This is a genomic window from Annamia dubia NIES-4383 (genome assembly GCF_055394725.1).
The window spans coordinates 3582890-3608934 of sequence record NZ_AP025630.1 but is presented as its reverse complement, the minus strand read 5'-3'; the positions used below and the strand labels follow the sequence as shown (position 1 = coordinate 3608934).

At 30.3% G+C, this 26045-nt stretch carries 22 protein-coding genes; 8 read left to right on the top strand and 14 right to left on the bottom strand.

All coding sequences use genetic code 11. The annotated features are described in order from the left end of the window. The 3 genes from Anndu_RS16170 to bioD form a co-directional block, all read right to left on the bottom strand. Positions 1-2283 carry a hypothetical protein gene (locus Anndu_RS16170; RefSeq protein WP_464102176.1) on the bottom strand — a complete coding sequence of 761 codons (2283 nt, stop codon included), beginning with the start codon at positions 2281-2283 and terminating at the stop codon, positions 1-3. Beyond that, the gene (locus tag Anndu_RS16165) at positions 2283-5714 is read right to left on the bottom strand and encodes a hypothetical protein (protein ID WP_464102175.1); all 3432 of its coding nucleotides are present in this window, start codon (positions 5712-5714) and stop codon (positions 2283-2285) included. The genes Anndu_RS16170 and Anndu_RS16165 overlap by 1 nt, the downstream gene beginning before the upstream one ends. A 176-nt stretch (positions 5715-5890) precedes the next feature. After that, a complete protein-coding gene (bioD, locus tag Anndu_RS16160) occupies positions 5891-6559 on the bottom strand; it encodes a dethiobiotin synthase (protein WP_464102174.1) in 669 nt (222 codons plus the stop codon). Positions 6560-6736: 177 nt separating this feature from the next. Here bioD and Anndu_RS16155 point away from each other — a divergent pair, with 177 nt between their 5' ends. The 3 genes from Anndu_RS16155 to Anndu_RS16145 all read left to right on the top strand — a co-directional run bounded on the left by Anndu_RS16155 (position 6737) and on the right by Anndu_RS16145 (position 9976). After that, positions 6737-7735, top strand: coding sequence for a ribose-phosphate pyrophosphokinase (locus Anndu_RS16155; protein WP_464102173.1), 999 nt, complete (start codon positions 6737-6739; stop codon positions 7733-7735). A 145-nt stretch (positions 7736-7880) separates the two neighbouring features. Further along, a complete protein-coding gene (locus Anndu_RS16150; RefSeq protein ID WP_464102172.1) occupies positions 7881-8759 on the top strand; it encodes a LysM peptidoglycan-binding domain-containing M23 family metallopeptidase in 879 nt (292 codons plus the stop codon). 215 nt (positions 8760-8974) lie between these two features. Continuing rightward, positions 8975-9976, top strand: a complete 1002-nt coding sequence (locus Anndu_RS16145; protein ID WP_464102171.1) for a phosphoribulokinase — start codon at positions 8975-8977, stop codon at positions 9974-9976. A gap of 153 nt (positions 9977-10129) precedes the next feature. Here Anndu_RS16145 and Anndu_RS16140 read toward each other — a convergent pair whose 3' ends face one another. Then, a complete protein-coding gene (locus tag Anndu_RS16140; protein ID WP_464102170.1) occupies positions 10130-10951 on the bottom strand; it encodes an EI24 domain-containing protein in 822 nt (273 codons plus the stop codon). A gap of 20 nt (positions 10952-10971) precedes the next feature. Here Anndu_RS16140 and Anndu_RS16135 point away from each other — a divergent pair, with 20 nt between their 5' ends. Continuing rightward, the gene (locus Anndu_RS16135) at positions 10972-12783 is read left to right on the top strand and encodes a TolC family protein (RefSeq protein WP_464102169.1); all 1812 of its coding nucleotides are present in this window, start codon (positions 10972-10974) and stop codon (positions 12781-12783) included. 27 nt (positions 12784-12810) lie between these two features. Here the strand turns inward: Anndu_RS16135 and Anndu_RS16130 are convergent, their stop codons facing one another. The 6 genes from Anndu_RS16130 to Anndu_RS16105 form a co-directional block, all read right to left on the bottom strand. After that, positions 12811-13581, bottom strand: coding sequence for an ABC transporter permease (locus Anndu_RS16130; RefSeq protein ID WP_464102168.1), 771 nt, complete (start codon positions 13579-13581; stop codon positions 12811-12813). Between the two features lie 327 nt (positions 13582-13908). Continuing rightward, positions 13909-15192, bottom strand: coding sequence for a hypothetical protein (locus Anndu_RS16125; RefSeq protein WP_464102167.1), 1284 nt, complete (start codon positions 15190-15192; stop codon positions 13909-13911). A 68-nt stretch (positions 15193-15260) separates the two neighbouring features. Next, entirely contained in the window at positions 15261-15620 is a 360-nt protein-coding gene (locus Anndu_RS16120) for a hypothetical protein (protein ID WP_464102166.1), read from the bottom strand. 111 nt (positions 15621-15731) lie between these two features. After that, entirely contained in the window at positions 15732-17138 is a 1407-nt protein-coding gene (locus tag Anndu_RS16115) for a tetratricopeptide repeat protein (protein ID WP_464102165.1), read from the bottom strand. 130 nt (positions 17139-17268) lie between these two features. Further along, positions 17269-17856 carry a hypothetical protein gene (locus Anndu_RS16110; RefSeq protein ID WP_464102164.1) on the bottom strand — a complete coding sequence of 196 codons (588 nt, stop codon included), beginning with the start codon at positions 17854-17856 and terminating at the stop codon, positions 17269-17271. 20 nt (positions 17857-17876) lie between these two features. Next, positions 17877-18419, bottom strand: coding sequence for a hypothetical protein (locus Anndu_RS16105; protein WP_464102163.1), 543 nt, complete (start codon positions 18417-18419; stop codon positions 17877-17879). A 504-nt stretch (positions 18420-18923) separates the two neighbouring features. On the opposite strand from Anndu_RS16105, the gene Anndu_RS16100 reads away from it, so the two are divergent. Together Anndu_RS16100 and Anndu_RS16095 are read left to right on the top strand one after the other, a co-directional pair. Further along, positions 18924-19160 (top strand): hypothetical protein, encoded by a 237-nt coding sequence (locus tag Anndu_RS16100; protein WP_464102162.1) that lies wholly within the window; start codon positions 18924-18926, stop codon positions 19158-19160. Between the two features lie 38 nt (positions 19161-19198). After that, on the top strand, positions 19199-19618 hold the full coding sequence (locus tag Anndu_RS16095; RefSeq protein ID WP_464102161.1) for a hypothetical protein: 420 nt from the start codon (positions 19199-19201) through the stop codon (positions 19616-19618). A gap of 116 nt (positions 19619-19734) precedes the next feature. On the opposite strand, the gene Anndu_RS16090 is transcribed toward Anndu_RS16095, so the two are convergent. Next, positions 19735-20964 carry a DUF3747 domain-containing protein gene (locus Anndu_RS16090; protein WP_464102160.1) on the bottom strand — a complete coding sequence of 410 codons (1230 nt, stop codon included), beginning with the start codon at positions 20962-20964 and terminating at the stop codon, positions 19735-19737. 254 nt (positions 20965-21218) lie between these two features. On the opposite strand from Anndu_RS16090, the gene Anndu_RS16085 reads away from it, so the two are divergent. Both Anndu_RS16085 and Anndu_RS16080 read left to right on the top strand, forming a co-directional pair. After that, positions 21219-22556: an acyltransferase gene (locus Anndu_RS16085; protein ID WP_464102159.1), complete on the top strand. Its 1338-nt coding sequence runs from the start codon at positions 21219-21221 to the stop codon at positions 22554-22556. Positions 22557-22887: 331 nt separating this feature from the next. After that, positions 22888-23838, top strand: coding sequence for an isoaspartyl peptidase/L-asparaginase (locus Anndu_RS16080; protein ID WP_464102158.1), 951 nt, complete (start codon positions 22888-22890; stop codon positions 23836-23838). Between the two features lie 70 nt (positions 23839-23908). On the opposite strand, the gene Anndu_RS16075 is transcribed toward Anndu_RS16080, so the two are convergent. From Anndu_RS16075 to rpe, 3 genes are all read right to left on the bottom strand, one after another. Continuing rightward, positions 23909-24670, bottom strand: a complete 762-nt coding sequence (locus Anndu_RS16075) for a hypothetical protein (protein WP_464102157.1) — start codon at positions 24668-24670, stop codon at positions 23909-23911. After that, positions 24657-25130 carry a pantetheine-phosphate adenylyltransferase gene (gene coaD / locus Anndu_RS16070; protein ID WP_464102156.1) on the bottom strand — a complete coding sequence of 158 codons (474 nt, stop codon included), beginning with the start codon at positions 25128-25130 and terminating at the stop codon, positions 24657-24659. The genes Anndu_RS16075 and coaD overlap by 14 nt, the downstream gene beginning before the upstream one ends. A gap of 62 nt (positions 25131-25192) precedes the next feature. Next, the gene (rpe, locus tag Anndu_RS16065; RefSeq protein WP_464102155.1) at positions 25193-25873 is read right to left on the bottom strand and encodes a ribulose-phosphate 3-epimerase; all 681 of its coding nucleotides are present in this window, start codon (positions 25871-25873) and stop codon (positions 25193-25195) included. Positions 25874-26045: the final 172 nt, after the last annotated feature.

The following is a 26045-nucleotide window of genomic DNA, read 5'->3' as shown; positions in this document are numbered from 1 at the left end:
CTATTGAGGCAGACTAGAATTTAGATTTTGATATTCTCGAATATATTTAAAAGGGAAAGGAATAACTGTACTTTGCCCTGTGCGCACAAAGTCAACATCCATAGTTTTTAATAATTCTTGAAAGATTAATTTTGATCCTTCTACCGCTACAATTTTACGGATATGACAAGCATCTTTAAAAGAAAAATGTTGTAAATTATCACTGCGATCACCTACAAAATAATAAGCGTCTGTTTCAGTTTCCCCAAAATATTTAATATTTAAAGAATTATCAAATAAATAATCTAAATTTTCTTTACTTTTAGAAAAAATCAATCTAATATGATATTCTTCTAATAAATATTTTCTTAATTGTTTAGCTTCATTACTATTTTTTCCCAAATTTTCAGTTAACAATTTGTTAAATTCTTCTTTTTTTAATTCACTATATCTTTTTTGTTCTAAAATTTTACAAAAATTATTTAATTTATCTTTATTCAAATCAGGATGTTGATAGATAAATTCTTTTATTAAATGTGATAATACTATTCCATTTCTTTTATCTTCAGGTAATGGACGATCTTTTTCTTTTAAATCATTTTTAATTTTTTCTAATTGAGGTAAGGTAATTTCATCGGAACGAAAAATTAAATTAATATCACCTGTATCAGCAAGAATAAAACCTTCAAATTTAAAAGATGATTTTGTTTTTTCTTCTTTAGTTATGGCTTCTTCAATATATTTTTGATAATCTTCATATTGATGATCATTAAAAAAGGTATCATTAGTATCTAAATTTTCAAATTCAAAACTTCCATCACTATGAATAGTCATAAAAGTTAAAATTTGTTTTTCTTGATCTTCATTATCTTGATCATTGTCTTCATCTCGATCGCCAAACATGGCAAAAATCCAATCTTTTTGATGATTTAATTGTTTATTAAAATTAGAATCAAAAAGATTTAATTGAGTAGTTAATTGATTAGTAGAATTATGGTTATTAGATTGTAAATTTAATCTTTTACTCCAATCAAAAAGGGAAATTTTTTGATTACTAAGATCCTGTTTAATAATTAATTCTTTAATCAAAGTTTTAACAATAGCGGAAGATGCAGTTTTTACCGATTCAATGGTAATATTTTGTCTTTGAATCAATTGATTAGATGCTAAATATTGATCTTCAATCTTATTTTTCTGATAATATTTTTCATCATGTATAATTCTCAAATTTAAAATACCTTCAATTTCTTGATCACTAACAGAAATTGATGATTGATTTTTAAAATATTTTTTAAGTTCTTTTTCAAGAGTCGTAACTAATTTTTCTGAATCTTCATTATTAACGAAATCAATAATATTAATTCTTTGCCCTTCTAATATAGAATGTAATTGTTTTGCTTCTTTTAACATAAAATATTGAGGATCAAATTCAAGAGCTTGATCTATTTCAATAAGTATAAACTCTAGTGTCAGATATTGTGATAAATGTTTTTTAATATCATTAATAACTTGATGTAAAATACCCGCTCTGCTAATATTAAAAGATTCTAAATCACTAAAATCAAGAAAATCTTGATGAGCTTTTTTTCCATTTTTTCCTGCTTTAATATACGTTTGTGTTGGGTTAGTTTCACTAGAATTAAGCCATCTTCTTAAGATATTTTTACCCGTATCAATAACATATTTAGGACGTTTTAAATATTTTTCTATTTGTTTTTTACGTTTTCCTGTAGCAGTATCAAATTCTTTTATAATATCAAATTTAAGGCGATAAGTTGCTATACTAACATTTAATAAAAATTCATTATTAGTATTATTAATATAATCAAAATTAATTTCACCTACTTGAATAGAATTATCAAATTTATCATGATCTAATTTAGGTAATTTTAATAAAGCACCTGTCAGATTAGAAAAATTGCGATCGCTAAATTTTGATCTTGATGAGCCTAAAGAATTTAATAGTAAACGTGCTAAAGCCTCTGCTGTGATGGAATTATCATCTTTTTTATTAATAGCTTCGGGATTAAGTTCTTTAGCAGAAACTTTGTTAAAATTCCTATCATTTTTTAATCTGTTTATTAATTCATAACCATTATTTTTTTGACGATCGAACATAGCATAAGCGTAATTTTGAGTATAACAAACAGACATCGCTTTATAATCATCACCAATTAGATAATCTAATTCTTTAGCACCCCACCATTTACCATTTTTTCCACGATCAAAACGTAAGAAAATAAAATCATTTTTAATATTTTCAATATTAAATGAAAGTTGAAACCGATTTGTTTTAATAGTCATTATTTTAACTCCTCTAATAAATATTTAATTGCTTGATCGCTAAGATTATTATTTTGACATAAAAAAGGAACTCTAATTATTGTACCATTATCAGAAGTAATAGGGATAAATTTTCGATCTTCTTTAGCTAAAATATTAATAATAAATACTTTTTGAGCATTTATTTCATTCATTTTAGCTCTAACTTTTTCTAATTCTTGCGTTTCATCTCGATCGAAAGTATCACTCCAAAATTTAAAATCAAAATAAATTCCATCTTCAGTTTTAAAATCAAATCTTTCATATTCATGATCATCAAGTTCTAATAATTTTAGCTTAAATTGTGTTTCTAAAATATGTTTACCACAAACTTCCCCTAAAGCCCCTTTATAAATATTATTAAAAATTGGCGGATTAATCATTAATTCAGATTGCTCAAAATTAGTAGCATAACCTGAATTTTCAAATAATTCTTTTAATAAATCAATTTTCATTAATTGTGTTAAACGAGATGTATTTTCACTTACTTCATAATCTCCTTCATCATCAGAAAAGAAAATTTCAACTTTACCAAAATCATCTTGCTGGTTAAATCTATAAGAATAATTAGGTGTTGGTAATTCTAAATAAATATTATCCCATTGTTTAGGACAATCTTGTTTATTAATAATAGTTGGTTGTATTAAAACTTGCTCTCTTAAAGATTGCCATTGTTTAATACCTTTAGCATCCCAAATACTATTTAATTGTCTGTTAATATATTTAAAAGCTTTATGACTTCTATTTTCTGCTTTAATTTGTGCTTCTTCAATCTCATCAGTTACTATCATAGTTTGTTTTGCTTCTGCAACTAATTGATCATATTCTTTAACGGGAATAATATCTTCAGGTAAAGGAACACGATTGAGATATTTTTTTATACCATGATCTGCTAAAATATGAATAGTTGGAGCTTTCATATTTGTTCGACAAATTCGCCCTAATGCTTGAATAATTACCTTATTTAAAAACTTAGTAAATGCCTCTGTTTGATAAAGATCAATTCTATCTTCATGTTTTCCACAATAAAAAGATTCTCCTATATATTTATGAAAGGCCTCATCTAATTTATTTTTAAATTGATTACGAGACATAATATAATTTTCATAAAGAAATTCTAACTGAAAAAGATGTTTAATAAAATCATTATCTTCAATTTTATTTTGATTGAGAGAAACAATTAAATTAGTTGGTTTTTCTAAATAAACTCCGTTAATATCCATTTGGGATCTGTTGTCAAAATCATTAATTTTAATAGGAGTAAAATCTTCAGGAATAGGATATTGTAAATTAACTCCAGCCCCTAAAGTTTGATAGGTAGAAATAATAAAAATTCTTTCTCCTTTTCCTAATCTTTCTTTTAATTTTTTCAAATCTTCATCAAAATTATTACTTTGTAAAATTACAACTTGATTTTTGATAGATTTAATATTTTCTTTAGTAGCAGAAAGATTATTTACATAACAAAAATATTTATATATTACATCAAGATTAAATGAAGAATCCCCCGACTTAGGAAATTTATTTAAGAAACAAATAAAAGCTTGACAATCATTATTATTAAAATAATACCATGTTTCTAATAATTTGACATAACGACAAAAATTATAATCTTTACTATCACCTTGACATTGATTAAATAAACTGTTAGCTGTTTCTTCATCATCTAACATTTCTTCAAGCATTTCTAAAGCATCATCTTTTGATTCTGTACCAATAAATTGAGGTTTAATTGTTATTTGATCATAGCCTTGAGTTAACTTGTTATAGTCATTTTTTAGCTGATCAATTTCAGATTGAGATAAATTTAAAAAATTATCTTTCAGACAGTTTTTTAAATAATTAAGATCATAATTACCAATATTACTATCCATACTAGCAGTGGCAGAAATTCCGATTACCATTGCATTTTCACAAACTTTAGCTAAAAATGATTCGGGAGTACGATTAAAGTTATAAAAGTAAATTTTTGAACTTAAATCATGTTCATCTTTATCTACAATATCATGATATTTAAAACCCACTTCATAAAAACTTTGTAATTGATTAATTGTTTGGTCAGTTTTTGATTGATTGGATTGAAAAGGGTTATAATTTTCGATAATATTCGAGGTTAAAAATGTAATTGTTTCCCTATCTATTTTAAAGCCATCAAGCACTGAACTAACGGCAAATTCAATAGAAAAAATCTCATTTCCTTGTTCTTTTTTAAGATTTTGATAATTTTGTGCTAAAAAGCTAACTCCTCTTTGAAAATAGCTTAAAAAACCTCCTATTTTGGCTATTAAAGATGAAAGTCTAGGATAGGATTTAAAATCCTCATTATTATTATAAACTGTTTTTAACCAGTTAGCTTTATCATCATTATTACTCTCAATTAAAATATGTTGATGACGATCTAAAACATGATGAGATTCATAATCATAAAATAAAAAATTTCTTGATTTTTTTGAATCTTCTTGATTAGATTTATAGGTATATTGTAAATTATATTCATTAAAAATTTGTTGAGAATCTCTTTTAAATTCTTCTATAATTTCCCGTAGAGATTTCCAATTTTTATTACCAGAATATTTTTGTCTTGCTTCTGATTCTTGTAATAAAAATTCAGGAAATTCAGTATTTTTAAGATGATTATGAATATTTAAAAAGAGATTAATTAAATCTATTTTATGTTTTTTACCTGAATTAATAATTTGATTTAAAATATTATCTTTAGTAGCATCAAATTCATCAATAAATATTAAGGCATTTTTAGCTAACTTTTGATAACAATAATAAGAAGGTTCAATAATTGTGGAATTTTTGAGAAAAAATTTATCCATACTCATGAATAAAATAGTTTTTTCATCAGTGAAGACTGTCGGATATAATTTCCCAATCCATTGATAATCACGATCATTTTTAATTAAGTCTAAACGCTTTTGTTTCTTTTTAGATTTTTCGTTTAATTTTGATTCAATACTTTTTCTAAAAGCGGGTTCATATTTATCTTTAATTTCAGCTTTAAGCCAATCTTGAAAATCTTTATCACTGTTTTTTGACTTAGCCAATTTTTCTAGTTGCTTTTTTAAATTTTGATAACTTTCAGTTTTAAATTGTTTAGGAATTTCTTGATCTAAATCAAGCAAATTTTTGATTACAAAATCTAAATTAGAATCTATAAATAAAACATTTTCTTGATATTCATTTTCTCTATCATGATCAGTAAAACGCTTTTCTAAATCTGAATAGGGTAAATTTTTCTTCAGATTAGTAATAAAGATAATTTTTCGGCTTTTTTCTTTAAAAACCTGATAATTTTCATAAATAAAATCTAACACATTATGGGTTTTCCCAAAACCTGTAGGCATACTTAAAAGTAATAATCCAGAATTTTCTTGGATGCAGTATTTTCCTAATATTGTTTTCATTTTTATTTCTTATTTTTGAATAAATTATAGCTGTTATTAATTATATCAATTCCATTACAAAAAGTCAGAGATTTTATTTAATATTTAAAGTTAAATATCTGACTCTTTTAGGCTGAAGTATTTGTAATATGGAAAACTGTGATTAAATTTCTAATTTAATCAATCAATTTTAATAGTTATTTACTTAGTAACATTTCTAAATCTAAATTAGATGCAACTTGGGTTAATTGATGTAAATCTTGACAATTTTTTAAATAGGGAATTACTCCTAAAATTGGCATATTTGTTAAATTTTCAATTAATCTTTTTGGGGCTAAATTTTCTAATTCTTCGGGGGTAATTTCTTGCACACAATTTAAAATAATTCCCTTTAATTTAATTTTAGCTTGACGAGCTAAAGCCACATTGGCCACAATTTGCGCGATCGCACCTAAACGCACATCCGCCACTAAAACCGTCTCTAAACGCCATTCCCCCGCTAGATCCGCCACCGTTAACTCCTCTGTCACAGGTGAGCCTAATCCTCCTAAAGCCTCAACTAAAAGAAAATCTTTTTGACTCTGTAAATTGACTAATTCTTGCCAAACTAATTTTAAATCAACCGTTTTCCCCTCTAACTGTGCCGCCACAGGGGGAGCAAGGGGAGCAGAAAACCTTAAAGGTACAACAATGGGTAAATTTAATTGGGAATAAAACTCATAATCACCTACTCCTGTTTGCATTAATTTAAGAATAGAAAAACTTTTTTGATGTTGATATTTTTGTAAATAGACACTTAAACAAGCAGTTAAAATAGTTTTACCCACATCGGTATTAGTTCCGACAATTAATAATGATTTGCTCATGAACACAATGGATAATTAATAATTGATAATTGATAATGAATAATCACCAATAAGCAATGACCAATGACTAAAATCTAAAAAAAAAAAGATCAAATTGAACTTATTTGAGTATTTTTTTATATAATCTAGTTAACCTAGATGATAACATTAACCTGAACTAGAGGTTAAAAAACTACCGTGAGCCTTTCTACAACATTAACACTGCAACAAACATCCTTTTTGCCGTCTCTTTCAGAAAATAACCGTTTGCGGCTATTTTCCGGTTCGTCCAATATTCCCCTTGCCCAAGAAGTCGCTCGGTATTTGGGCATGGATCTTGGGCCAATGATTCGCAAACAATTTGCTGATGGGGAATTATATGTTCAAATTCAGGAATCCATTAGGGGCTGTGATGTTTACCTAATTCAACCCTGTTGTTATCCGGTCAATGATCACCTCATGGAATTGTTGATCATGATTGATGCTTGTCGTAGAGCATCAGCTCGTCAAATTACCGCCGTTATTCCCTATTACGGCTATGCTAGAGCCGATCGCAAAACAGCAGGGAGAGAATCTATTACAGCTAAATTAGTAGCCAATTTAATCACAGAAGCAGGAGCTAACCGCATTTTAGCAATGGATTTACATTCTTCCCAGATCCAAGGCTATTTTGATATTCCTTTAGATCATGTTTATGGTTCTCCTGTTATTTTAGATTATCTCATTAGTAAGCAATTATCTGATTTAGTGGTAGTTTCTCCAGACGTGGGAGGTGTAGCCAGAGCCAGAGCTTTTGCTAAAAAATTAAATGATGCTCCCCTTGCCATCATTGATAAACGTCGTCAAGCCCATAATGTGGCTGAGGTGATGAATTTAATTGGTGATGTGAAGGGAAAAACCGCCGTTTTAGTTGATGATATGATTGATACGGCCGGAACGATCCTTGAAGGAGCAAAATTATTACGCAAAGAGGGAGCAAGACAAGTTTATGCCTGTGCTACCCATGCAGTCTTTTCTGGGCCGGCCATTGATCGTTTATCCGGTGGTGATTTTGAGGAAGTAATTGTTACTAATACAATTCCTGTCCCCAAAGATCAACATTTTGAACAATTAAAAGTTTTATCGGTGGCTAATTTACTTGGTGAAACCATTTGGCGGATCCATGAAGATAGTTCTGTTAGTATTATGTTCCGTTAAAATAACTTTCTAAAATTTGTTTGTAGTTCGGGCGAAGTATGCTTCGCCTTTTGTTTTATTTTTGAATAAAAAGTGGGAAATTTTAACAATCCCCGACTTTTGAAACCCAAGCTATCTATTTAGCTCTTTCCCATCGATCTGACTGATGAAAAAAATAAATTATTTTCCATTACTTTGTTCTTTAATTCCGAGTGTCTTAATTTTGCCCTTGAGCGGCGATCGCGCCATAGCTCAAACCGAACTTTGTCCCAACTCGATCTGGTCAAGAATGGAGGAATATACCATCCAATCTAATGATACCCTTGAGGCCATCGCAGATCGTTACAATCTGGTAACAGAAACCTTAATCAGAGTTAATCCTAATTTAAACACCCCACCCTTAACCGGAAAAAACATCAAAATTCCCCCTTTTAATGGCATGATTATTAATCCACCATCGGGTGCAACATGGCAGGATCTAGCCTCAAATTATGGAGTGCGCGCGGATGTTTTATTTGAATTAAATGGGTGTAACTCCGTTTCGACAAGAGTTTTTATTCCTGGGATTACTTGGACAAGTAATTATTCATTTTCCGAACCAAATCGGGAAATTAGGGAAAATAATCAGGCTACAATTTCATTTTATCCCCTTACTCAACCAGCACAAATCGGTTTAAATTACGGTTGGCTCATCAATCCAGAAAACGGCGAGAGTTTTTTTCATAGTGGGGTTGATCTTCTGGCTCAAGTCGCACAGCCAGTTCAAGCTACAGAAGATGGAATTGTGGCTTTTGCGGGGGTACAAGGCAATTATGGTAATTTAATTGTGATTAATCATCAAGATGGCAAACAAACTCGTTATGCCCATTTAGAACAGATTAAGGTGATGGTGGGAGAAACGATCGAAGGGGGTCAAATCATTGGTTTAGTAGGTACAACAGGCACAGGAGATATTGAGCTAACCCATTTACATTTTGAAGTGCGCTTATCATCGCCCCAAGGATGGGTAGCACAGGATCCTTTATTATATTTGAACAATAAATGATAAAATGCCTAAATTAACTGATGATCCCAAAATTATTGATTGAATAAATTTGACAATAATTTTGATCGGGGTAGTAGTCCGTTATTATGGTAAACTTTCTTTTAATTTTTAATGCTATTTCTACTTTGAGACTGAGAATTAACTTTCTAATCAAGGTGGACTGCTAAATATAAAATAAGATTAAATTTTACTTTTTCATTCATTAGAGGGTAATTATGACAAATCAGTGCGATCGTGTGGTTATTATTGGTGTGGCTGGAGATTCTGGCTGTGGTAAATCAACTTTTTTACGCCGTTTAACTGATTTATTTGGTGAAGAATTTATGACGGTGATCTGTTTAGACGACTATCATAGTTTAGATCGTAGAGGCAGAAAAGAAGCTGGTGTGACTGCACTTGATCCTAAAGCCAATAATTTTGATTTAATGGCCGAACAGATCAAAGCTTTAAAAAGTGGTCAAGCCATTGATAAACCTATTTATAACCATGAAACAGGAGAAATTGATCCTCCTGAGCGCATCGAACCGAATAAAGTTATTGTAATTGAAGGGCTACATCCCCTTTATGATGAGCGTGTGCGTTCTTTAGTTGATTTTAGCGTTTATTTAGATATTTCTGATGAGGTTAAAATCAAATGGAAAATTCAGCGTGATATGGCCGAACGTGGTCACACTTATGATGATATTCTTGCGTCTATTAATGCCAGAAAACCTGATTTTACTGCTTATATTGAGCCTCAAAGACAATACGCTGATGTGGTAATTCAAGTTTTACCCACTGAGTTAATTAAGGATGAAAAAGAGGGTAAAATCCTCAGAGTTCGTCTTGTTCAAAAAGAAGGAGTAGAAAATTTTGAGCCTGTTTATCTATTTGATGAGGGTTCAACTATTGACTGGAGACCTTGTGGCCGTAAGTTAACTTGTTCTTATCCGGGTATTAAATTATTCTATGGGCCTGATAACTATTTTGGCAATGAAGTCTCTGTGTTAGAGGTGGACGGTCAATTTGATAATCTTGAAGAAATGATCTATGTTGAGAGTCATTTAAGCAAGACTTCTACTAAATATTATGGTGAAATGACTGAACTTTTAACTAAACATAAGGATTATCCCGGCTCTAATAATGGTACTGGTTTATTCCAAGTTTTAGTTGGGTTAAAAATGCGCGAAACTTATGAGCGTTTAACTGCTGAGTCTAAAGTCCCAGCTACTGTTTAATTAATTTTGAACTTCATTTTTTCATATTATAAAAGCGATCGCTATAACCTTAAGCGATCGTTTTTTTATTCATTAATTTTGATTTTTTTTGAGATGGCACGGATCAAAACTAGGCTATTTTGATCGGTTAAATTTTAACCTAGTTTCTATTAATTAACCATTGAAAGATTCTGGTTTTTTGTCTTTTTTTATTAAACTTAAGTCACAAAAAAATAATGTGCCTGATGCTATACAAATAGGGATAGTTATTAAATTTAACAGGGGAATACTAATTAATAATAAACAAACCGCACTAAAGGTAGCACTAGCGGGTAAACTTTGAATAATAAATTGTAATTTTGAACGAAATTTTAATCGTCTTCTTTCTAAGGGTGAGTCAAAAAAGTCTAAACAAACAATTGTTCCACTTAAAATAAAACTCCCAATGGTTGAAATAATAGTGCCGATTAAGGGTAAAAAATTTATGATTAAAAGGGGGATGGTAACGCTAATAATTAAAATTAATTTTTTTAGTTCAAATAAAATTGCTCTGCCAATATCTTTAATAATTCCAACTTCTATATTTTCCACTGTTCCTGTATAATTTCTTTCTAATGCTTCGGAAAGTTTGCCATACCAAGGCGCACCTAAAATTACTCCTAGTTGTAAAAAGATTAAACCTGTGATCATCAATAGTACCAAAATTAAGATCACACGCAAAAGATTAGCTAAACTCAGTATAATTACAGTTAGAAATTCTAACCAACTTGGTAAATCTGCTGTTATTCTTTCTAGCCAAATGCTTAGAGAGGTGATTAAATCTCCCATTTCTTGCCATCCAAAAAAGGTAACAGCACTATAAAATATAGTTCCTATGATGAAATTTACCACAATGGGCATAATTAAATATGGCCATAGTTTGGGCGATCGCCAAAATAAAGCGATCACTCGAAAAGGGTAAGTTGCTCCTCTTAATAATCCAATTTTTTGTATCATTTTTCTTTGTGTATTTAGTGATGAATTATTTTTTTAATAAGTCTATTTTTTCTGTTTATAGTTTAACAAACATTAGCACTGGTCTTATTCTTAGTTTAATCCTTGGAGCTAAAGTGAGCGCCCAAGAAACTCCTCTTTTCCAGATTAATGACTCCCTCTTTGATTCTGTAACAGATCTAACTTCTAGTCAACATCTTACCCCTGATCACATCGGTAATGATCACATCGGGGTTAATCTTATTGAAGCCCTAAATTCTGATTTAAACACAGAAAATAATTCTAATCTTTCCACTAATTCTAGTAATAATTACCCTGAAAATATACACCAAGAAAATTTAATTTCCCCTGAAAATAATCCCTCTAATTCTGATATTAATTTAGCCCAAAATAATCAATCCAATTATGAGAATCTTTCTGCTTGTGTTCAACCTTTAGAATTGGATTTTTATGTGACTCAATTAAGCCCTGATGTTGATCCCGAACAACTTTTAAGTAAATTAGAGGATGTTGAGCCTAATGCTAATCCTCTGTTATTTCCTACCCAATCAGAGGAAGTTAGTACCAATCATATCAGGGCAATTACTTTACAACAGGCGATCGAGTTGGGACAACAAAATAATCAGGAATTGCAAGTTGCTCAACTAAATTTAGAACGCTCACAATGGGTGTTACAGGAGGCGATCGCCGGAAGGTATCCCACCGTTAGCTTTGAAAGTGCTTTTAATCGCAATGATTCATCTAGTCGGGAATTATCCATTAAAGCATCTCCCTTTGGTAACGGCGATGGGGATACCATCAGTACCACTCTTACCAGTCGAATCAATCTCAATTATAATCTTTATAATGCAGGAAGTACAGAGGCTCAAGTGAGAATTGCTGAGGCTCAAATCGAATTTAATAGATTAGAGTATGAAAAAGTTAAGGAAAAAGTAAGACTTGATGTGACAACGGACTATTATAAATTGCAAAGTGCCGATGCGGATGTGGGTATTCAAACTCAAGCGGTGGAAAATGCGATCACCAGTTTGCGCGATGCGAAATTATTGGAGGAAGCGGGTTTGGGGACGAAATTTGATGTTTTGCGCTCTAGGGTGGACTTAGCCGATGCTCAACAAAAATTAATTAGCGCGATCGCACAACAAAAAGTTGCCAGAAGACAATTGACTCAAAGATTGAGTTTAGCACAACAGGCGGAAGTATTTGCGGCCGATCAAATTTTAGTAACCAAACAATGGTCTTGTAGTTTAGAAGATAGTATTATTAAAGCTTATCGTAATCGTTCAGAATTAGAGCAATTTTTAACTCAAAGAACGATTGAAGAAAATCAACAAATTGTGGACGATTCTAACATTAAACCTGAAATAAATTTCTTTGCTAATTATGATCTTTTAGGTGTATTAGATGATGATTTACCTCCTACTGATGGCTTTCAATTAGGAGTTAATTTACAATGGACTTTATTTGATGGTGGAAAAGCAAAAGCGAGAGTGGAACAAAATGAAATTGATCAAGATCTGGCTGAAACTCAGTTCACAGATCAAAGAAATAAAATTCGTTTTGAAGTGGAAGAAGCTTATTATAATTTACAGGCTAATTTACAAAATATCCAAACTGCTAATGAGTCAGTTAATTTAGCACAAGAAAGTTTAGAATTAGCGCGTTTAAGATTTGGTGCAGGAGTGGGTACTCAAACAGATGTAATTAATTCTCAAACTGATTTAACTAGAGCTAGAGGTAATTTATTAAGGGCAATTGTTGATTATAATTTATCTCTAGCTACTCTCGAAAGGTCTGTTAGTAACTTACCTGATGAATATTTATTTAATCAATAAAAACAAAGCCTGTGCCGACAGGCTTTGTTAATTTTCAATTAATTGTAAGTCTTGATTAAAAAATTTACGATAAACTCCTGTTGTAATTAAAGAAGTCATAATTAAATTAGCAACTACAATCATAAATAAAATTAAAATTTGATAAGATGAGGCCTCAAGGGGGTTTGCACCTGCTAATATTTGACCTGTAAAAATGCCGGGTAAACTGACTAAACCCATCACCATCATATTATTTAAAGTCGGGATCAAACTAACTCTAATTGCCTGTTTTCTATAATTTTTAATTGCGTCTAAAGGAGTTGCCCCCAAACTCAAAAAAGTTTCAATTTCAAGACGATTATTTTTAATATTACTGGCTAATCTTTCTCCGGCTAAAGAAGCACTATTCATCGTATTTCCTAAGACTAAACCAGTTAAAGAAATTAAATATTGAGGTTCATACCATGTTTTAGGTTGAATAATTAAGATTAAAGTATAACTTAAAGTAAATAAACTACTAATAAAAATTGAGCCAAAAACAATGGGAAATAAACCTTTAATTTCCTTACTAATATTATTTTTAATTACTTGAGAGGCGATCGTTAACATAATCATTAAAATAATGACTACGGGTAAGGGTTGATTAATTGCAAAAATGAAATCTAAAAGATAACCTACTAATAATAATTGTAAGATCGATCGTCCACTCGCTATAATTAATTGATTTTCTAACTCTAATTTTTGCCAAATAGAAAGAGTTAAAGTTACAGCTAACATTCCCAATAAGGGTATTAAATCAATGAAATCTAATTTAATCATAATATAATAAAGATCAAAAAATGTTAATAATTTACTTTTGTATTTTTATTAAAATTATAATGCTAAAATTACCCATTGTTAACGCCAAATCATTCTTCAAAAATTGACAATTAACTCTATTTAAAAATTAAAGATGGAAATAAAGCACATTTTTCCTCTTTTTAGCCTTGGTAAACCGACTTAACCTATTAATTGTCAATTGTAAATTAAGATAAAGAGAAACTCATATTTTAATTAATTTTTCTAAAATTGTGGGGTGGGCATTTTCAGAAAATTAAATTTTAAAAAGTTAATTTATAGAAAAAATGCCCACTTTACAAAACTTAATTAATTTAAAATTTGAGCAATTTTCTCAGTACATTCTCCTGCTTTTTGCCAACTAGCATGAATAACAGATTCACCTTCTACATTATCAAAATGTGATCTTAGTATTTCCCATATTTGAGCATCATTAAATTCGCCAAAATAGTTGTTTTCTACTTTATTTTTGAAACCTTGAGCAGATAGTTGATAACATAATATTGTCTTTTTAATTAAATCACTTAAATATGGACAAACATTATAATCAGAAGATTTTTCAAATTTAGTTACAGCTAATTTTGCAGGTGCAATGACTTCACTAATTGTTACATAACTGACACCTATATCTAATCTAGCATTAACTTTCATAAATTCTTCTAAACATAAATTAGCTAAGTTTGTTTTAAAATTTTGACATTCATATATAGCTTTATCTTTATCGAGATTACTAGATAAATTTTCTAGTTTTAGATTAAATTCTTTGTTTAAATTATCAAAATTTTTGTCTAATTCTGTTTTCTGTTGTTGTAAATTAGAAATTATACTGTCTAGTTTCCTTTTTTGAGATATTTTAGGATTATTTGACAAATATATGATTTTTAAATAACCATAAATAATGATCATCAATATACCAACAATATATAAAAAATTTGAAGCAAGATCATTGGCGATCGAAAAAATAAATATTACTAAAATAAAAATAAATACCCCAAAAAAACCGGAATCAATAAAATTTAATACAGGGGGCATATTTTTTATATTTTTAATTGATATATTATTTTGCTCTATCTCTTTATTTATAGATTTAATAGTGTTTATAATTTTCTCTGATTCCTTATGATATTTTTCCATAATCAATCCTTTATCTTGTTCATATTTTTCTTCTAATTTCTGAATTATTAAATTATGATCTTCATTATTAGCATTTTCTAAGTTATTATTCTCATTTTGATCATTATTAGATGTCTGTATATTATCATCAATATCTATATCATCAAAACCAGAAACTAAACTAAATTCTTTTTGCCAACTAGGTGGATCTTCTGTTGTTAATTTACCACATACAACCACCGAACTAATACCACTAACATCTAATTTTACGAGATTACTTTCAATAAAACTAACTATTTTAGATTGAGTAGCACTATTAAAACTTTTATCAGATTCTAACACTAAAGTTAAACAATTATTGTTTAATTCGTGTTTAACAATAGTAATACCTTTAGCTGTTAAAGATTTATTTAATAACTGACTAATGGCTTGAGGATTACCAGATTTTGCTTGTTGTAAAATGTTTTCTTGATTAGACATAATAGAAACCTTAATAATTATAGAAATAACAAATATTAAAAAATAAAGAAATAATCATCTTAATTAATTCAGTCTTTTTTAAAGAAAGATTTACTTTTATTTGTAATAAATTTTCTGGTTTTTGATATTAATATTTGATTGTTTTCGGTTGATTCTAATTCGGAATCTTTGATAACGGTCATAATACAAATACTCATAATCAGTAATGTAAAAATTATGGTAATAATTCCAGTTATTTTTCCCCAAGTAATGAGCAAAAATAACTCAATTATTAATAGAAGAAAACCAGCAAAATGTCTCCCAGTATAACCATCATCAAATCCTTTCATGGCATTAGGATATTTAATCTCTAAAATACCGATTAGTATGATAATTAGAGATGGTATTATAATCAATAATAAAAGTTTAATTTTTTCTTTAATAATCATAGTTGTTTTTCCTTTTAAAATATTAAAAAAGTTTTTTACCCCACCAAGGAGTATTTTTTATTTCTTCTTGTATTTTTCTAATTTCTGCTTGTAAATTTTTAACCTGTTCTTTCATTCCTTCTTTTTGAAAAAACCAAGAGCTTTATGATAATTTTCAATTGCTTTTTTAAAGTCTTTTTTTTCATAATAAATAGAGCCTAAATAAACATAAACTTTCAGATTATTAGGTTCTAATTCTATAATTTTCTGACAATCTTTGATTGCTTTATGATATTGTTTAGTAATTGTGTAAGCATTGGCACGATAAAAATAAGGTTCAGTCTCATTAGGTTTAATTTCAATTGCTTTATTAAAATCTTCGATCGCCTTTTTATTTTCTGCTATTTCTAAATAACAATCACCTCGATATAAATAACCATTAATATTATTTTTATCTATAGCTATAACTTGAGTAAAATCATTAATTGCATTTTGAGATTTTTCTAAATCTATATATAGACAACCTCTGAGAAAATAAGCCTGTATATCATTTTTATCTTGACTAATAACATAACTAAAATTAGCGATCGCTTGATCATAATCTTCTAATTCAATAAATGCTAAAGCTTTTTTAAAGTAAACATCTAAATCATAATTAGGATTAATTTTAATAACTTGATCTAAATCATTAATTGCCTGATCATGTTCTTCTAATTCTAAAGATATACAACCTCTTAAATAAAAAGCATCTTCACAATTTGGGACAAGATTAATAACTATTGAAAAATCATCATAAGCTTGTTCAAATTCTTCTAATTCGAGATAAATTCGTCCTCGTCTATAGAAAATATCAGGATCAGTTGAATCTATTGAAATACTTTTATTATAATCAGAAAGTGCCTTTTTATATTCACCTTTAACCGCATAAATATGACCACGATTATCATAAGCCGCAGTAAAAGTTTCATCTAATTTAATAGTTTGAGAAAAGTCATAAATTGCGTCATTATATCGTTGTTGATCTGAATAAATACAACCTCTAAAAAAGTAAGCATTAGTTAAATTAGGATTAAGTTTAATTGCTTCAGTCAAATCACCAATTGCACCCGAAAAATCACCATTTTCTGATTTTTCTAAACCTCTTAAACAAAATTCTTCAGCACTTTTAAAAGAGTCTAAAAAATCTCCTACTGCTCCACTGATTCCTTTAGCAATATTACCAAAAAATGAAGAACTATTTTTAACCAAATTGTTGGTTTTATAATAGGTTGGTTTTACCGTATTTTTAACACGAAATGAATTTTTTTTATCATTTATTATACTATCGGAAGTTATTAAACCACCAATAGCACCTATAATAGCACCACCAGCCAAAACACTCATTGTAACTGGTGCTGTCCCTGATATAGCACCAGCAACAAGTAATCCAGTAACCCAAGTAGAGCCTTTAATAGCTCCTTTAATTGGTTTTGGCAATCCAGTTTCATCAGCCGCATCCGATATTAAGTTGATCGATGTTTCAGCGATTTCCTTTAACATAATAGCACCTCGATATATAAAGTAAAGTTAATAATTGTAGGGTGGGCATTTTCAGAAAATTAAATTATTAGAAGTTAATTTATGGGAAAAATTACCCCATTATAAATTAAGATAATATAATTATATTCTCTTAATCAAGTTTTAATTCATCTTTATCTTTATAATCATAAATAAATAGAATTATTAATAAAATAATACCACTTAATATATTTATGATAAAATTTGTTTTTCCGAGTAAAGAAAGTCCCATAATTAACATAATTGTCATTGGCAAACCATAAAATAATGTAACTTTTTTCCCACCAGATTCTAAGCAAAACAAAACTTTATGATTTCGATTAATTTCAATAATTTCTTTTGATAATAATGGAATATTTAAAGTTTTAAAATATTTTTCTTCAATTTCTTTTGATATTTTAACCGATCCTCTAAGAAGAATATGATAATAATAACGATCTAAAATATATAAAGATAACCAAGGTACACAAGCTATTAATAATATAATGCCAATAATAGGATATATTTTATTAATTTCACTATCTTGATTAAATCTAATTACTGCACCTGAAAAAACAAGAATAGAGCCAGTAAAAACAAAGGCTATATTACGAATGCGGAAAAGAAGATCATTGAAATTTTTTTGTTGTGATTGTGCTTCTTTCCAAATTTCCAGCATCAAAAAATTAGGATCACTGTATTTATTATTTTGATTACACATAATTATCTCCAAAAAGTATTTTAACGGTTTAATTCAGGACAAAAATATTTTTCGCCGACTTCATAAGATAGATTAAACATTGTTAGATCAACAACACTATTTCTCCACTTATCTGATATTAATTCATTAGTTGAACCTCCTAAAATTCTCGTTGAACAAATTATTTTTCCTAATTCAATATAAATATCAGCACCCACAATATTAAAATTGTCTACTAACATTTCCCTTATATTTTCATTTTCTTCTGCTAAAATTCTCGCTTGTAATTCTTGAGCAAATTGTTGATCGAATTGTGTATTATTTTTTACTTCTTCATTTCTTAATAGTTGCTGGTCATAAAAATCAATAATATCTTGCAGTCCTTGAAATTCAGAAGAAGTAGAGTTTTGTTGCAATAAATCTTCTTCTGTAATCCCACAAATGGACTCTGTCAAGTCAAGATAATTTCCTTGACTATCAACCATCCAACAACCGGAATATTCTTGAGCTTTAACAAAATTAAAATTACTAATAATTGTTAGCCCTATTGATACAAGTAAAATTTTGACGAAGGATTTTAACATAAAATTAGCTCCTATTAGCAAAAAACTAATCATAAATAATTATTATCTTTATTTTATTTATAACTTAAAAATGTATTTTTGAGTTATAAAATACCAATTAATTTGTGATCGAAAAAGTCAGAAAAAGTAAGATTTAGTCAGAAAAAGTAAGGAAAAGTAAGATTTGCATAAGAAAAACTTAATTATAGATAAAGTAAACAAATGTAAATTATATCTAATATAAGAATTAAAATTAAGATGATTGAGAGGCTCAAAGCTAGATATAATCATAACTTTAATATTTATAGTTATCTGTAACTATTGAGGGTAAGATCAAATTTGAGAGGGAAGTCAATAGATAAAAAATTTTAATCTTAACTATAATGCTATAATTTAATTACGCCATTTTGCTGAACGATGTGGTACACCTAATCAACCTGTATGACCAGTAACAATCTCAAATTTACGAGATTTTGTGTTATGATGTTAAAATAAACTTTATAATCTACATCAATATAAGTAGCTATGAATTTAACAACTGAAGTATCTCAATTTCAACATTTAATTGAAAGTGTAGAATCTTTATCTATAAATGATCAAGAAATGCTTTTAGATATATTAAATAAAAGGCTAAGAGAGCAAAAAAGAATTAATTTAATAGATGAAATTAATTTAGTTAGAAAACAATATCAAGAAGGGAATGTTAAATCGGGTTCAGTAGATGGTTTTTTATTAGAATTAGACGGAATAAGCAAAATTTAGTATAATTATATAAATGTAACTCATTGACTAATTTAACTATGAATATTCAAGAAATTACTGATTTAGCAGATCAACTTATTTTTAATAAAACGGGTAAACATTTAGATGATCTACAAATTCAGATTTTAAAAGAGGCTTTTGAGGGAAACAAATATGCGAAAATTGCTAAAAATTCTAATTGTAGTGAAGGTTATATTAAAACAGTGGCTTCTGAGTTATGGAAACTTTTATCTGATGAAATAGGGGAAACTATCAAAAAATCTAATTTTAAAAGTGCAATGGAAAGATTTTATATTTCTAATATTTCTGATAGTTTTAATATAGAAAATAGTAGTAATATTAATATTTGTAATAACGGTTATCACCATCAACCAGAATTAAATAAAATTCAAGAAGAATTACAAGCAAAAACCCTTCGTATTCAAGAATTAGAAAAGATTTTATCTATCAATAATTAATTATAATCATAATTTCATAAATACTCTTAGTTATTACTGATTACTTAACTTATGGAATAAGTCTAATATAGAGACGTAGGATCATACATCTCTATATTTAAGACTATATCCTCAGTTTAATTTCCTGCTTTAATACAATTTACCATTCTTAAAGTAGCGGCGGCCGCATAGTTGCGTAAAGATTGACTGTTAGGTTGAAAATTACTTCCCTGTTCATTAACCGCAGAAGCCACCCGACAATAACCTGACATTTGGGTAATTTGATTCGCTCCCCAATGGCCACCAATATCGCTAAAATTCAATAAAGCGTTAGGTTGTCCCAGTTCGGTAGTTAGACCTTTTTGAGTTCTCGCATACTCCGTAGCCTTTTTCAAAATCACGATTAACTCCGCACGGGTTACAGCTTGAGTTGGTCTGAAATTGCCATTAGGATAACCAGTGACAATATTTTTCTCTTTCGCCCATTTGATTTTGGCCGCACTCCAACGATTGCTTTCCACATCGGGATAGGGGCGCGTAGTGTTAGAGGTGGGAACGGTTACATTAGTACCGGGGATTTTACTTAAAGCTTCTATCACCATTGAAACGATTTGTTCACGGGTTACAGCTTGGAGAGGACGGAAAGTATTATCATCTTGAAATCCCGCAATAAAGCCTAATGTCACCGCCTGTTCAATTTCCGTTTTATAAATATCGTTGCTAATATCACGGAAACTAGCGGTTGCAGGGGGTGGAGTTACACCGGGGGTGATATTAGGAGGATTACCCATCGCCGTAGTATCACCTGTTAAATAGGTATGCCCTAACACATTTCCTTCAAAGGTTCGTTTGGTAAATCTCCAGCCCGGATCTAGGAAAATTTTTAAAAATTCCTGACCCGTAGCGCTTAAGCCCCTTGTGCGTCCGATCACGATTTCGGGTTGAGTGCGATCTTGACGATGTGCGCCCACTAAGACTAACTCACCTTGTCTTTGTACGATGCGTAATACATAATTTCCGTAGTCTTGTCCATCAATGCGGATGGAGTAGGAGTTCCCATCCGTTCCTCTACGACAATCTCTGGTAAAATCGTCATAGGTTAGTAATAAGGGATTAATAACCACAGGAGTATTGCCACTTTCAGACCAACAGGGTCGGCCTGAGGGGATTTGTTCTAAAACCAGTAAACTGTAACCTCGGCCGCCCGGACTAGCGATCGCAATAAAATTATTTTGAGTGACTTCTTGTTGTCCAAATAAAGCCTGTGCATTGACCGGATTCAAACTCAGAGGAGTTACAGTGGTTAACAAACCAATAGTTAAAGAAGCTAAAGATTTTGATAATGTTGATTTGAGTAGTTTCATCATTGATTTAACAAATTAGACGTGATTACATAATAACAAAATTCTTAGAATATAAAATCACCCATAAAGTTTCATAAATTTAACAAAACTTTCTAACCCTCTTTTGATTAAGGAGAGGAGACTTTTCTTGTGATTTTACAGTTATTAATCAATTGACAATTGATAATGGACAATTGACAATTGTTAAATAAAATAGAAAAACTTAATCTTACAATTTAATTATAATTACACATAAACCTAAATAATTCTTAATTAAGATGAAAACTTTTTTGGTTAAAGCGAATCAACATCAACCTCAAATAATTACTTGTAATATTACAGATCAATTAGTCAAAAATATTCCGATTTCTGTAATGTTTTTTTATCCCAAAAGTATAGATGAGCAAATATTAATTAATAGTTTAGAGAAAATTCTTGATGATTTTCCAATTTTTGCGGGAAGATTACAAAAAGATCAACAAGGTAATTTATTAATCAATTGTCAAAATCAAGGGGTGGCTTTTTCTATTCAAGAAATTTCCTATAATATGATCGAAATTCTCAATAATAGTCATCTGATCAAGCAACAAAAAATAATTAATTATATTAACAATCAAAAAGTCATTATCAATCAAAGTTCCCTGTTAACAATTCAAGTTAATTATTGTAATGATGGTAGCATGATTTTAGGGATTTCGTGGCATCATAGTATCGGTGATATGTGCAGTTTTATGTCTTTAATGAAAGCATGGTCAAAAGCAACTAATCAACAACAGTATGATCTACCTTTAATTGTTAAAAACAGAGACAAATATCTTGAGCAAAATTTACCAAAACAAAACAAATCAAGCCCTAAAGTAATTTATCTTACTTTAAAAAATATAGTCAATCTATTATTTTATTTTTTAATAAATGCCAAAAATAAAATGTTATTTCAAATTTATTTTTCAGATGATGAATTAAAAAATATGAAACAAGATTTTATCGTTAAAACTGGCCAAAATTTATCTACTAATGATGTTTTATGTGCTTATATTTTAACAATCATTGCTCAATTAGATCAAAAAAAACAATTTAAAAATTTATCTTTTGCCATTAATTATCGCTCTAAAATTAATTTACCTCCCAATATTATAGGTAATTTTGTGGACTTTTTATCCTTACCCTTATCCAAAGATGATAATTCTTATCAAATAGCCCAAAATATCAGAAACTATCTTAATAATTATTCTACATCTTTAGGGGATTTTCAAGTAACAAAAAAATATGTTGAAGATTACGGAGGTTTATCTAAAATTAATCGTTTTTTTGCAAAAACACTCTATCCACTTCAACAAAGATTTATGATTACTAATTGGTCTAAATTTGGAGTATATGACATTAATTTTTTAGGAATTAAGCCTATTTTTTTTACCCCTTTTGGAGAGCCACCTTTATCTTTTATTTCTGTAATTGTTGAAGGTTTTTCTAATCAAGGTTTACTTTATTCTCTAGTTTTACCAAAAAAATTAGGACAAAAATTGCACTCAAAAAATGTTCTTAAAATTCTTCATCAATATCGCTCAGAAAAAGATAATTTACCCGATTTAGTAACACAATTATCTTGGTTATTATAGATACAGCCCTTTACATTATAAAAAAAAAGCGGTTATAATCGGGTTTAATACCCAATTCCCAATCCCCAATCCCTATAAATGGGATCCCCCAAATCGAGGTTGTGTTAACACATTACCAGATTTAGGGGGTTTTTGCATTTTGGTGGCTTGGCGAAAGAATTGATTAAATTTGGTTTTTTGATTAATTTTTTGATTAATTTCGCAAAAATTTTATTATCACTTCTGAAGTGTAAAGCACTTGTACAGATAGAGAAATATTCCCAATCAATAATCAACAAAAATAAGTTAAAATAACTATCAAAATTAGTAAAATTTCAAACCCTTGATTGATATGACATCTCAAAACAATGTGCCAAAATTAATTATACATGGGGGAGCAGGTTCTTCTCTCAAAGGAAAAGGAGGACTTTTAGCCGTGCGTCAGTCTCTCCATCAAATAGTAGAAGAAGTTTATCATTTATTGTTAAACGGTGCTACGGCTAAAGAGGCGGTGATCAAGGGATGCCAACTCTTAGAAGATGAACCCCGTTTTAATGCCGGAACTGGTTCGGTGTTACAATCTGACGGTAATATCCGTATGAGTGCTTCTTTAATGGATGGTCTAAAACAGCGTTTTAGTGGTGTGATCAATGTTTCTAGGGTTAAAAATCCCATTGATCTGGCGACTTTTCTACAGAATGAAGATGATCGGGTCTTATCTGATCTTGGTGCGGCCGAACTATTGAGAGAATTAAATGTCCCCATCTATGATCCCTTAACTGATTTAAGATTAAACGAATGGATTGAGGAAAGAAAAACTAATTTTAGTCGTACCATGGCCGGGGTAATAGCGGAAGATGATCAGCCTTCCGAGGCTAGACGTGGCACCATCGGCGTGGTAGCTTTAGATCAACATGGTCATATTTGTGCGGGTACTTCTACGGGTGGTAAAGGCTTAGAACGGATCGGCCGTGTCAGTGACTCCGCCACTCCGGCCGGAAATTATGCCAATAGTAAGGCAGGTGTTAGTTGTACGGGTATTGGTGAGGATATTCTGGATGAATGTTTAGCGGCCAAAATTGTGATTCGAGTTGGTGATGGGTTATCTTTAGCTGATGCGATGTTAAAATCTATGGAGGAAGCTTCGGGGAATAAAAGGGATCTAGGTGCGATCTCGATCGATCATACAGGGGCGATCGCTTTTGGAAAAACCAGTGAAATTTTATTAGCGGCCTACCATAATGGCACTACCATTGGTGATACTTTAGAATGGACAACCACTGAGTTAAGCGCAGTCGTTTAAAAACCCACGATGGCGTTGCTGAAATAGGGGATGAGCCAATCGTTAATTCACCAACGCCTAAAACGTCCCGTTATTCATTAAAATTAGTTCGATGGGTAAAATCTTGACTTGTGCTATAATTCAAAGAGTCGTAGCTTGATAAATTGGATTCCGACTCAAAAGAAGAAGACGGTTTAGGTCTATTGGCCGAATCTTCCTTCAATTGATTGCGTCCATTGCGAATAATCCCTAACATTTGAGATAATTGACCCTCAATTTTATTGAGAACTGCATCAGCATATTCATCAGCCCCGTATTGAATATCATCACATTCAGCCAAAGTTAAACGGCGTAATTCTTCTAATTCCTGTTGAGCCGTGCGTCTAATCTGTTCCACTTCAGATAAAGTAGCCCTTTGTAACTGTTCAGATTCTAATTGTACCTGTTGAAGGATTTGAGCCGCCTCCCGTTCTGCCTGTTGAATAATACCTAACTCATTTAAAATTTCTGAAGCCCGTCTTTGTGCCGTTTCAATTAGATCCTGAGCATAATCTTCCGCCTCCATTAAAATTTCTTCTTTTTGACGCAGAACATCTAAAGCTTGGGCAAAAGCCTTGGGCAGATTGACCCGCACCAGATCCAATTGATCTAAAAATTCATCCTCATCCACCAGTCGCCAAGGAGACAGGATAATGCGAGGACTATCAATAATTAATTCTTCTAGTTGGTTGAGTTCCTGTTGAATATCAAAACTCACTCCCTGATTAGCTGTTCGAGAGTCTTTATCATTCATAACTTCAGGCTTAAGATCATTGTTAATAATGTCATTATTATATAGATTAGAACGTGGCATTGTTTAAATCTTGGGCAACATTGTGAGGAACAAGATGAGTAACAGAACCGCCAAATTTAGCAATTTCTTTGACGATACTACTACTTAAAAAACTATATTCATTAGAAGTCGCTAAAAAAACCGTTTCTATTCCTTCCCATAAAGTTTTATTGGTGTGAGCCATTTGTAATTCTCCTTCAAAGTCTGATAAAGCCCTCAAACCTCGGAGAATAACTTGTGCATTTTTTGATTGAGCATATTTGACTGTCAATCCTAAAAAAGTATCAATTTCAACATTTTCAATATGATTAGTACATTCAAGAATTTGTTGCATCCTCTTTTCTACTGAAAAAAGGGGTTTTTTATTAGGATTACAGGAAATAAGCACAATTACTTTTTCAAATAGTTTAGCACTTCGTTCAATAAGATCAAGATGGCCTAAGGTAATAGGATCAAAACTTCCCGGATAAAGTGCGATCATTTTAAATTTATTGGTTATTGGTCATTTGTCATTAGTCACTGTTCACTGTTCACTGGTCACTGTTAAGGGCGTTTGCTGTTGCGTACACCTTCGATCGCCGCCCCATAGTCAGGGGCATTAAAGACAGCAGAACCAGCCACGATCGCATTAGCACCGGCCTCTAAAACTTGCCATGTATTAGCAGGTTTTAAACCGCCATCAACCTCGATCCAAGGATCAAGACCTTTTTCATCACACATTTGACGTAATTTGCGGATTTTACCCACCATTTCAGGGATAAAACTTTGACCACCGAAACCGGGGTTAACACTCATGATTAACACTAAATCACAAAGTTCTAACACATATTCAATTAATTCTAAAGGACTAGAAGGATTTAAAACCACACCGGCCTGTTTACCTAATTCTTTAATTTGTCCTAAAGTACGGTGAAGATGGGGAGAAGCATTGTGTTCAGCATGAACGGAAATAATATCAGCACCCGCTTTAGCAAAGTCAGCCACATATTTTTCCGGCTCAACGATCATTAAATGAACATCTAAAGGCTTTTTGGTATAAGGACGAATAGCATCTACAATTAATGGCCCAATGGTGATATTAGGCACAAAACGACCATCCATTACATCCACATGGATCCAGTCTGCTCCGGCTTCATCTACCGCTTTAATTTCTTGACCTAAACGGCTAAAATCTGCCGATAAAATAGAAGGGGAAACGACAACGCTTTTCTTTGATTCGCTCATAATTTTTAATTTAATTTGAGAATAAGATTATTTTTATTGGTTTACTTATCTTAACAAAGTTGATCACTTTTTCTTTAATTAAATTAAAATTGTATTTCTTCTCTTTTCCTGAATAATTCAAGTTATGACTATCTACTTATAAAAAAAAATTAAACTTCACAAAGTAGCAATT

What these genes read in the sequence shown, in the direction of transcription:
- Anndu_RS16170 (WP_464102176.1), bottom strand. Translation starts at nt 2,283, where the DNA reads ATGACTATTAAAACAAATCGGTTTCAACTTTCATTTAATATTGAAAAT.
- Anndu_RS16165 (WP_464102175.1), bottom strand. Translation starts at nt 5,714, where the DNA reads ATGAAAACAATATTAGGAAAATACTGCATCCAAGAAAATTCTGGATTA.
- bioD (WP_464102174.1), bottom strand. Translation starts at nt 6,559, where the DNA reads ATGAGCAAATCATTATTAATTGTCGGAACTAATACCGATGTGGGTAAA.
- Anndu_RS16150 (WP_464102172.1), top strand. Translation starts at nt 7,881, where the DNA reads ATGAAAAAAATAAATTATTTTCCATTACTTTGTTCTTTAATTCCGAGT.
- Anndu_RS16145 (WP_464102171.1), top strand. Translation starts at nt 8,975, where the DNA reads ATGACAAATCAGTGCGATCGTGTGGTTATTATTGGTGTGGCTGGAGAT.
- Anndu_RS16140 (WP_464102170.1), bottom strand. Translation starts at nt 10,951, where the DNA reads ATGATACAAAAAATTGGATTATTAAGAGGAGCAACTTACCCTTTTCGA.
- Anndu_RS16135 (WP_464102169.1), top strand. Translation starts at nt 10,972, where the DNA reads ATGAATTATTTTTTTAATAAGTCTATTTTTTCTGTTTATAGTTTAACA.
- Anndu_RS16130 (WP_464102168.1), bottom strand. Translation starts at nt 13,581, where the DNA reads ATGATTAAATTAGATTTCATTGATTTAATACCCTTATTGGGAATGTTA.
- Anndu_RS16125 (WP_464102167.1), bottom strand. Translation starts at nt 15,192, where the DNA reads ATGTCTAATCAAGAAAACATTTTACAACAAGCAAAATCTGGTAATCCT.
- Anndu_RS16120 (WP_464102166.1), bottom strand. Translation starts at nt 15,620, where the DNA reads ATGATTATTAAAGAAAAAATTAAACTTTTATTATTGATTATAATACCA.
- Anndu_RS16115 (WP_464102165.1), bottom strand. Translation starts at nt 17,138, where the DNA reads ATGTTAAAGGAAATCGCTGAAACATCGATCAACTTAATATCGGATGCG.
- Anndu_RS16110 (WP_464102164.1), bottom strand. Translation starts at nt 17,856, where the DNA reads ATGTGTAATCAAAATAATAAATACAGTGATCCTAATTTTTTGATGCTG.
- Anndu_RS16105 (WP_464102163.1), bottom strand. Translation starts at nt 18,419, where the DNA reads ATGTTAAAATCCTTCGTCAAAATTTTACTTGTATCAATAGGGCTAACA.
- Anndu_RS16100 (WP_464102162.1), top strand. Translation starts at nt 18,924, where the DNA reads ATGAATTTAACAACTGAAGTATCTCAATTTCAACATTTAATTGAAAGT.
- Anndu_RS16095 (WP_464102161.1), top strand. Translation starts at nt 19,199, where the DNA reads ATGAATATTCAAGAAATTACTGATTTAGCAGATCAACTTATTTTTAAT.
- Anndu_RS16090 (WP_464102160.1), bottom strand. Translation starts at nt 20,964, where the DNA reads ATGATGAAACTACTCAAATCAACATTATCAAAATCTTTAGCTTCTTTA.
- Anndu_RS16085 (WP_464102159.1), top strand. Translation starts at nt 21,219, where the DNA reads ATGAAAACTTTTTTGGTTAAAGCGAATCAACATCAACCTCAAATAATT.
- Anndu_RS16080 (WP_464102158.1), top strand. Translation starts at nt 22,888, where the DNA reads ATGACATCTCAAAACAATGTGCCAAAATTAATTATACATGGGGGAGCA.
- Anndu_RS16075 (WP_464102157.1), bottom strand. Translation starts at nt 24,670, where the DNA reads ATGCCACGTTCTAATCTATATAATAATGACATTATTAACAATGATCTT.
- coaD (WP_464102156.1), bottom strand. Translation starts at nt 25,130, where the DNA reads ATGATCGCACTTTATCCGGGAAGTTTTGATCCTATTACCTTAGGCCAT.
- rpe (WP_464102155.1), bottom strand. Translation starts at nt 25,873, where the DNA reads ATGAGCGAATCAAAGAAAAGCGTTGTCGTTTCCCCTTCTATTTTATCG.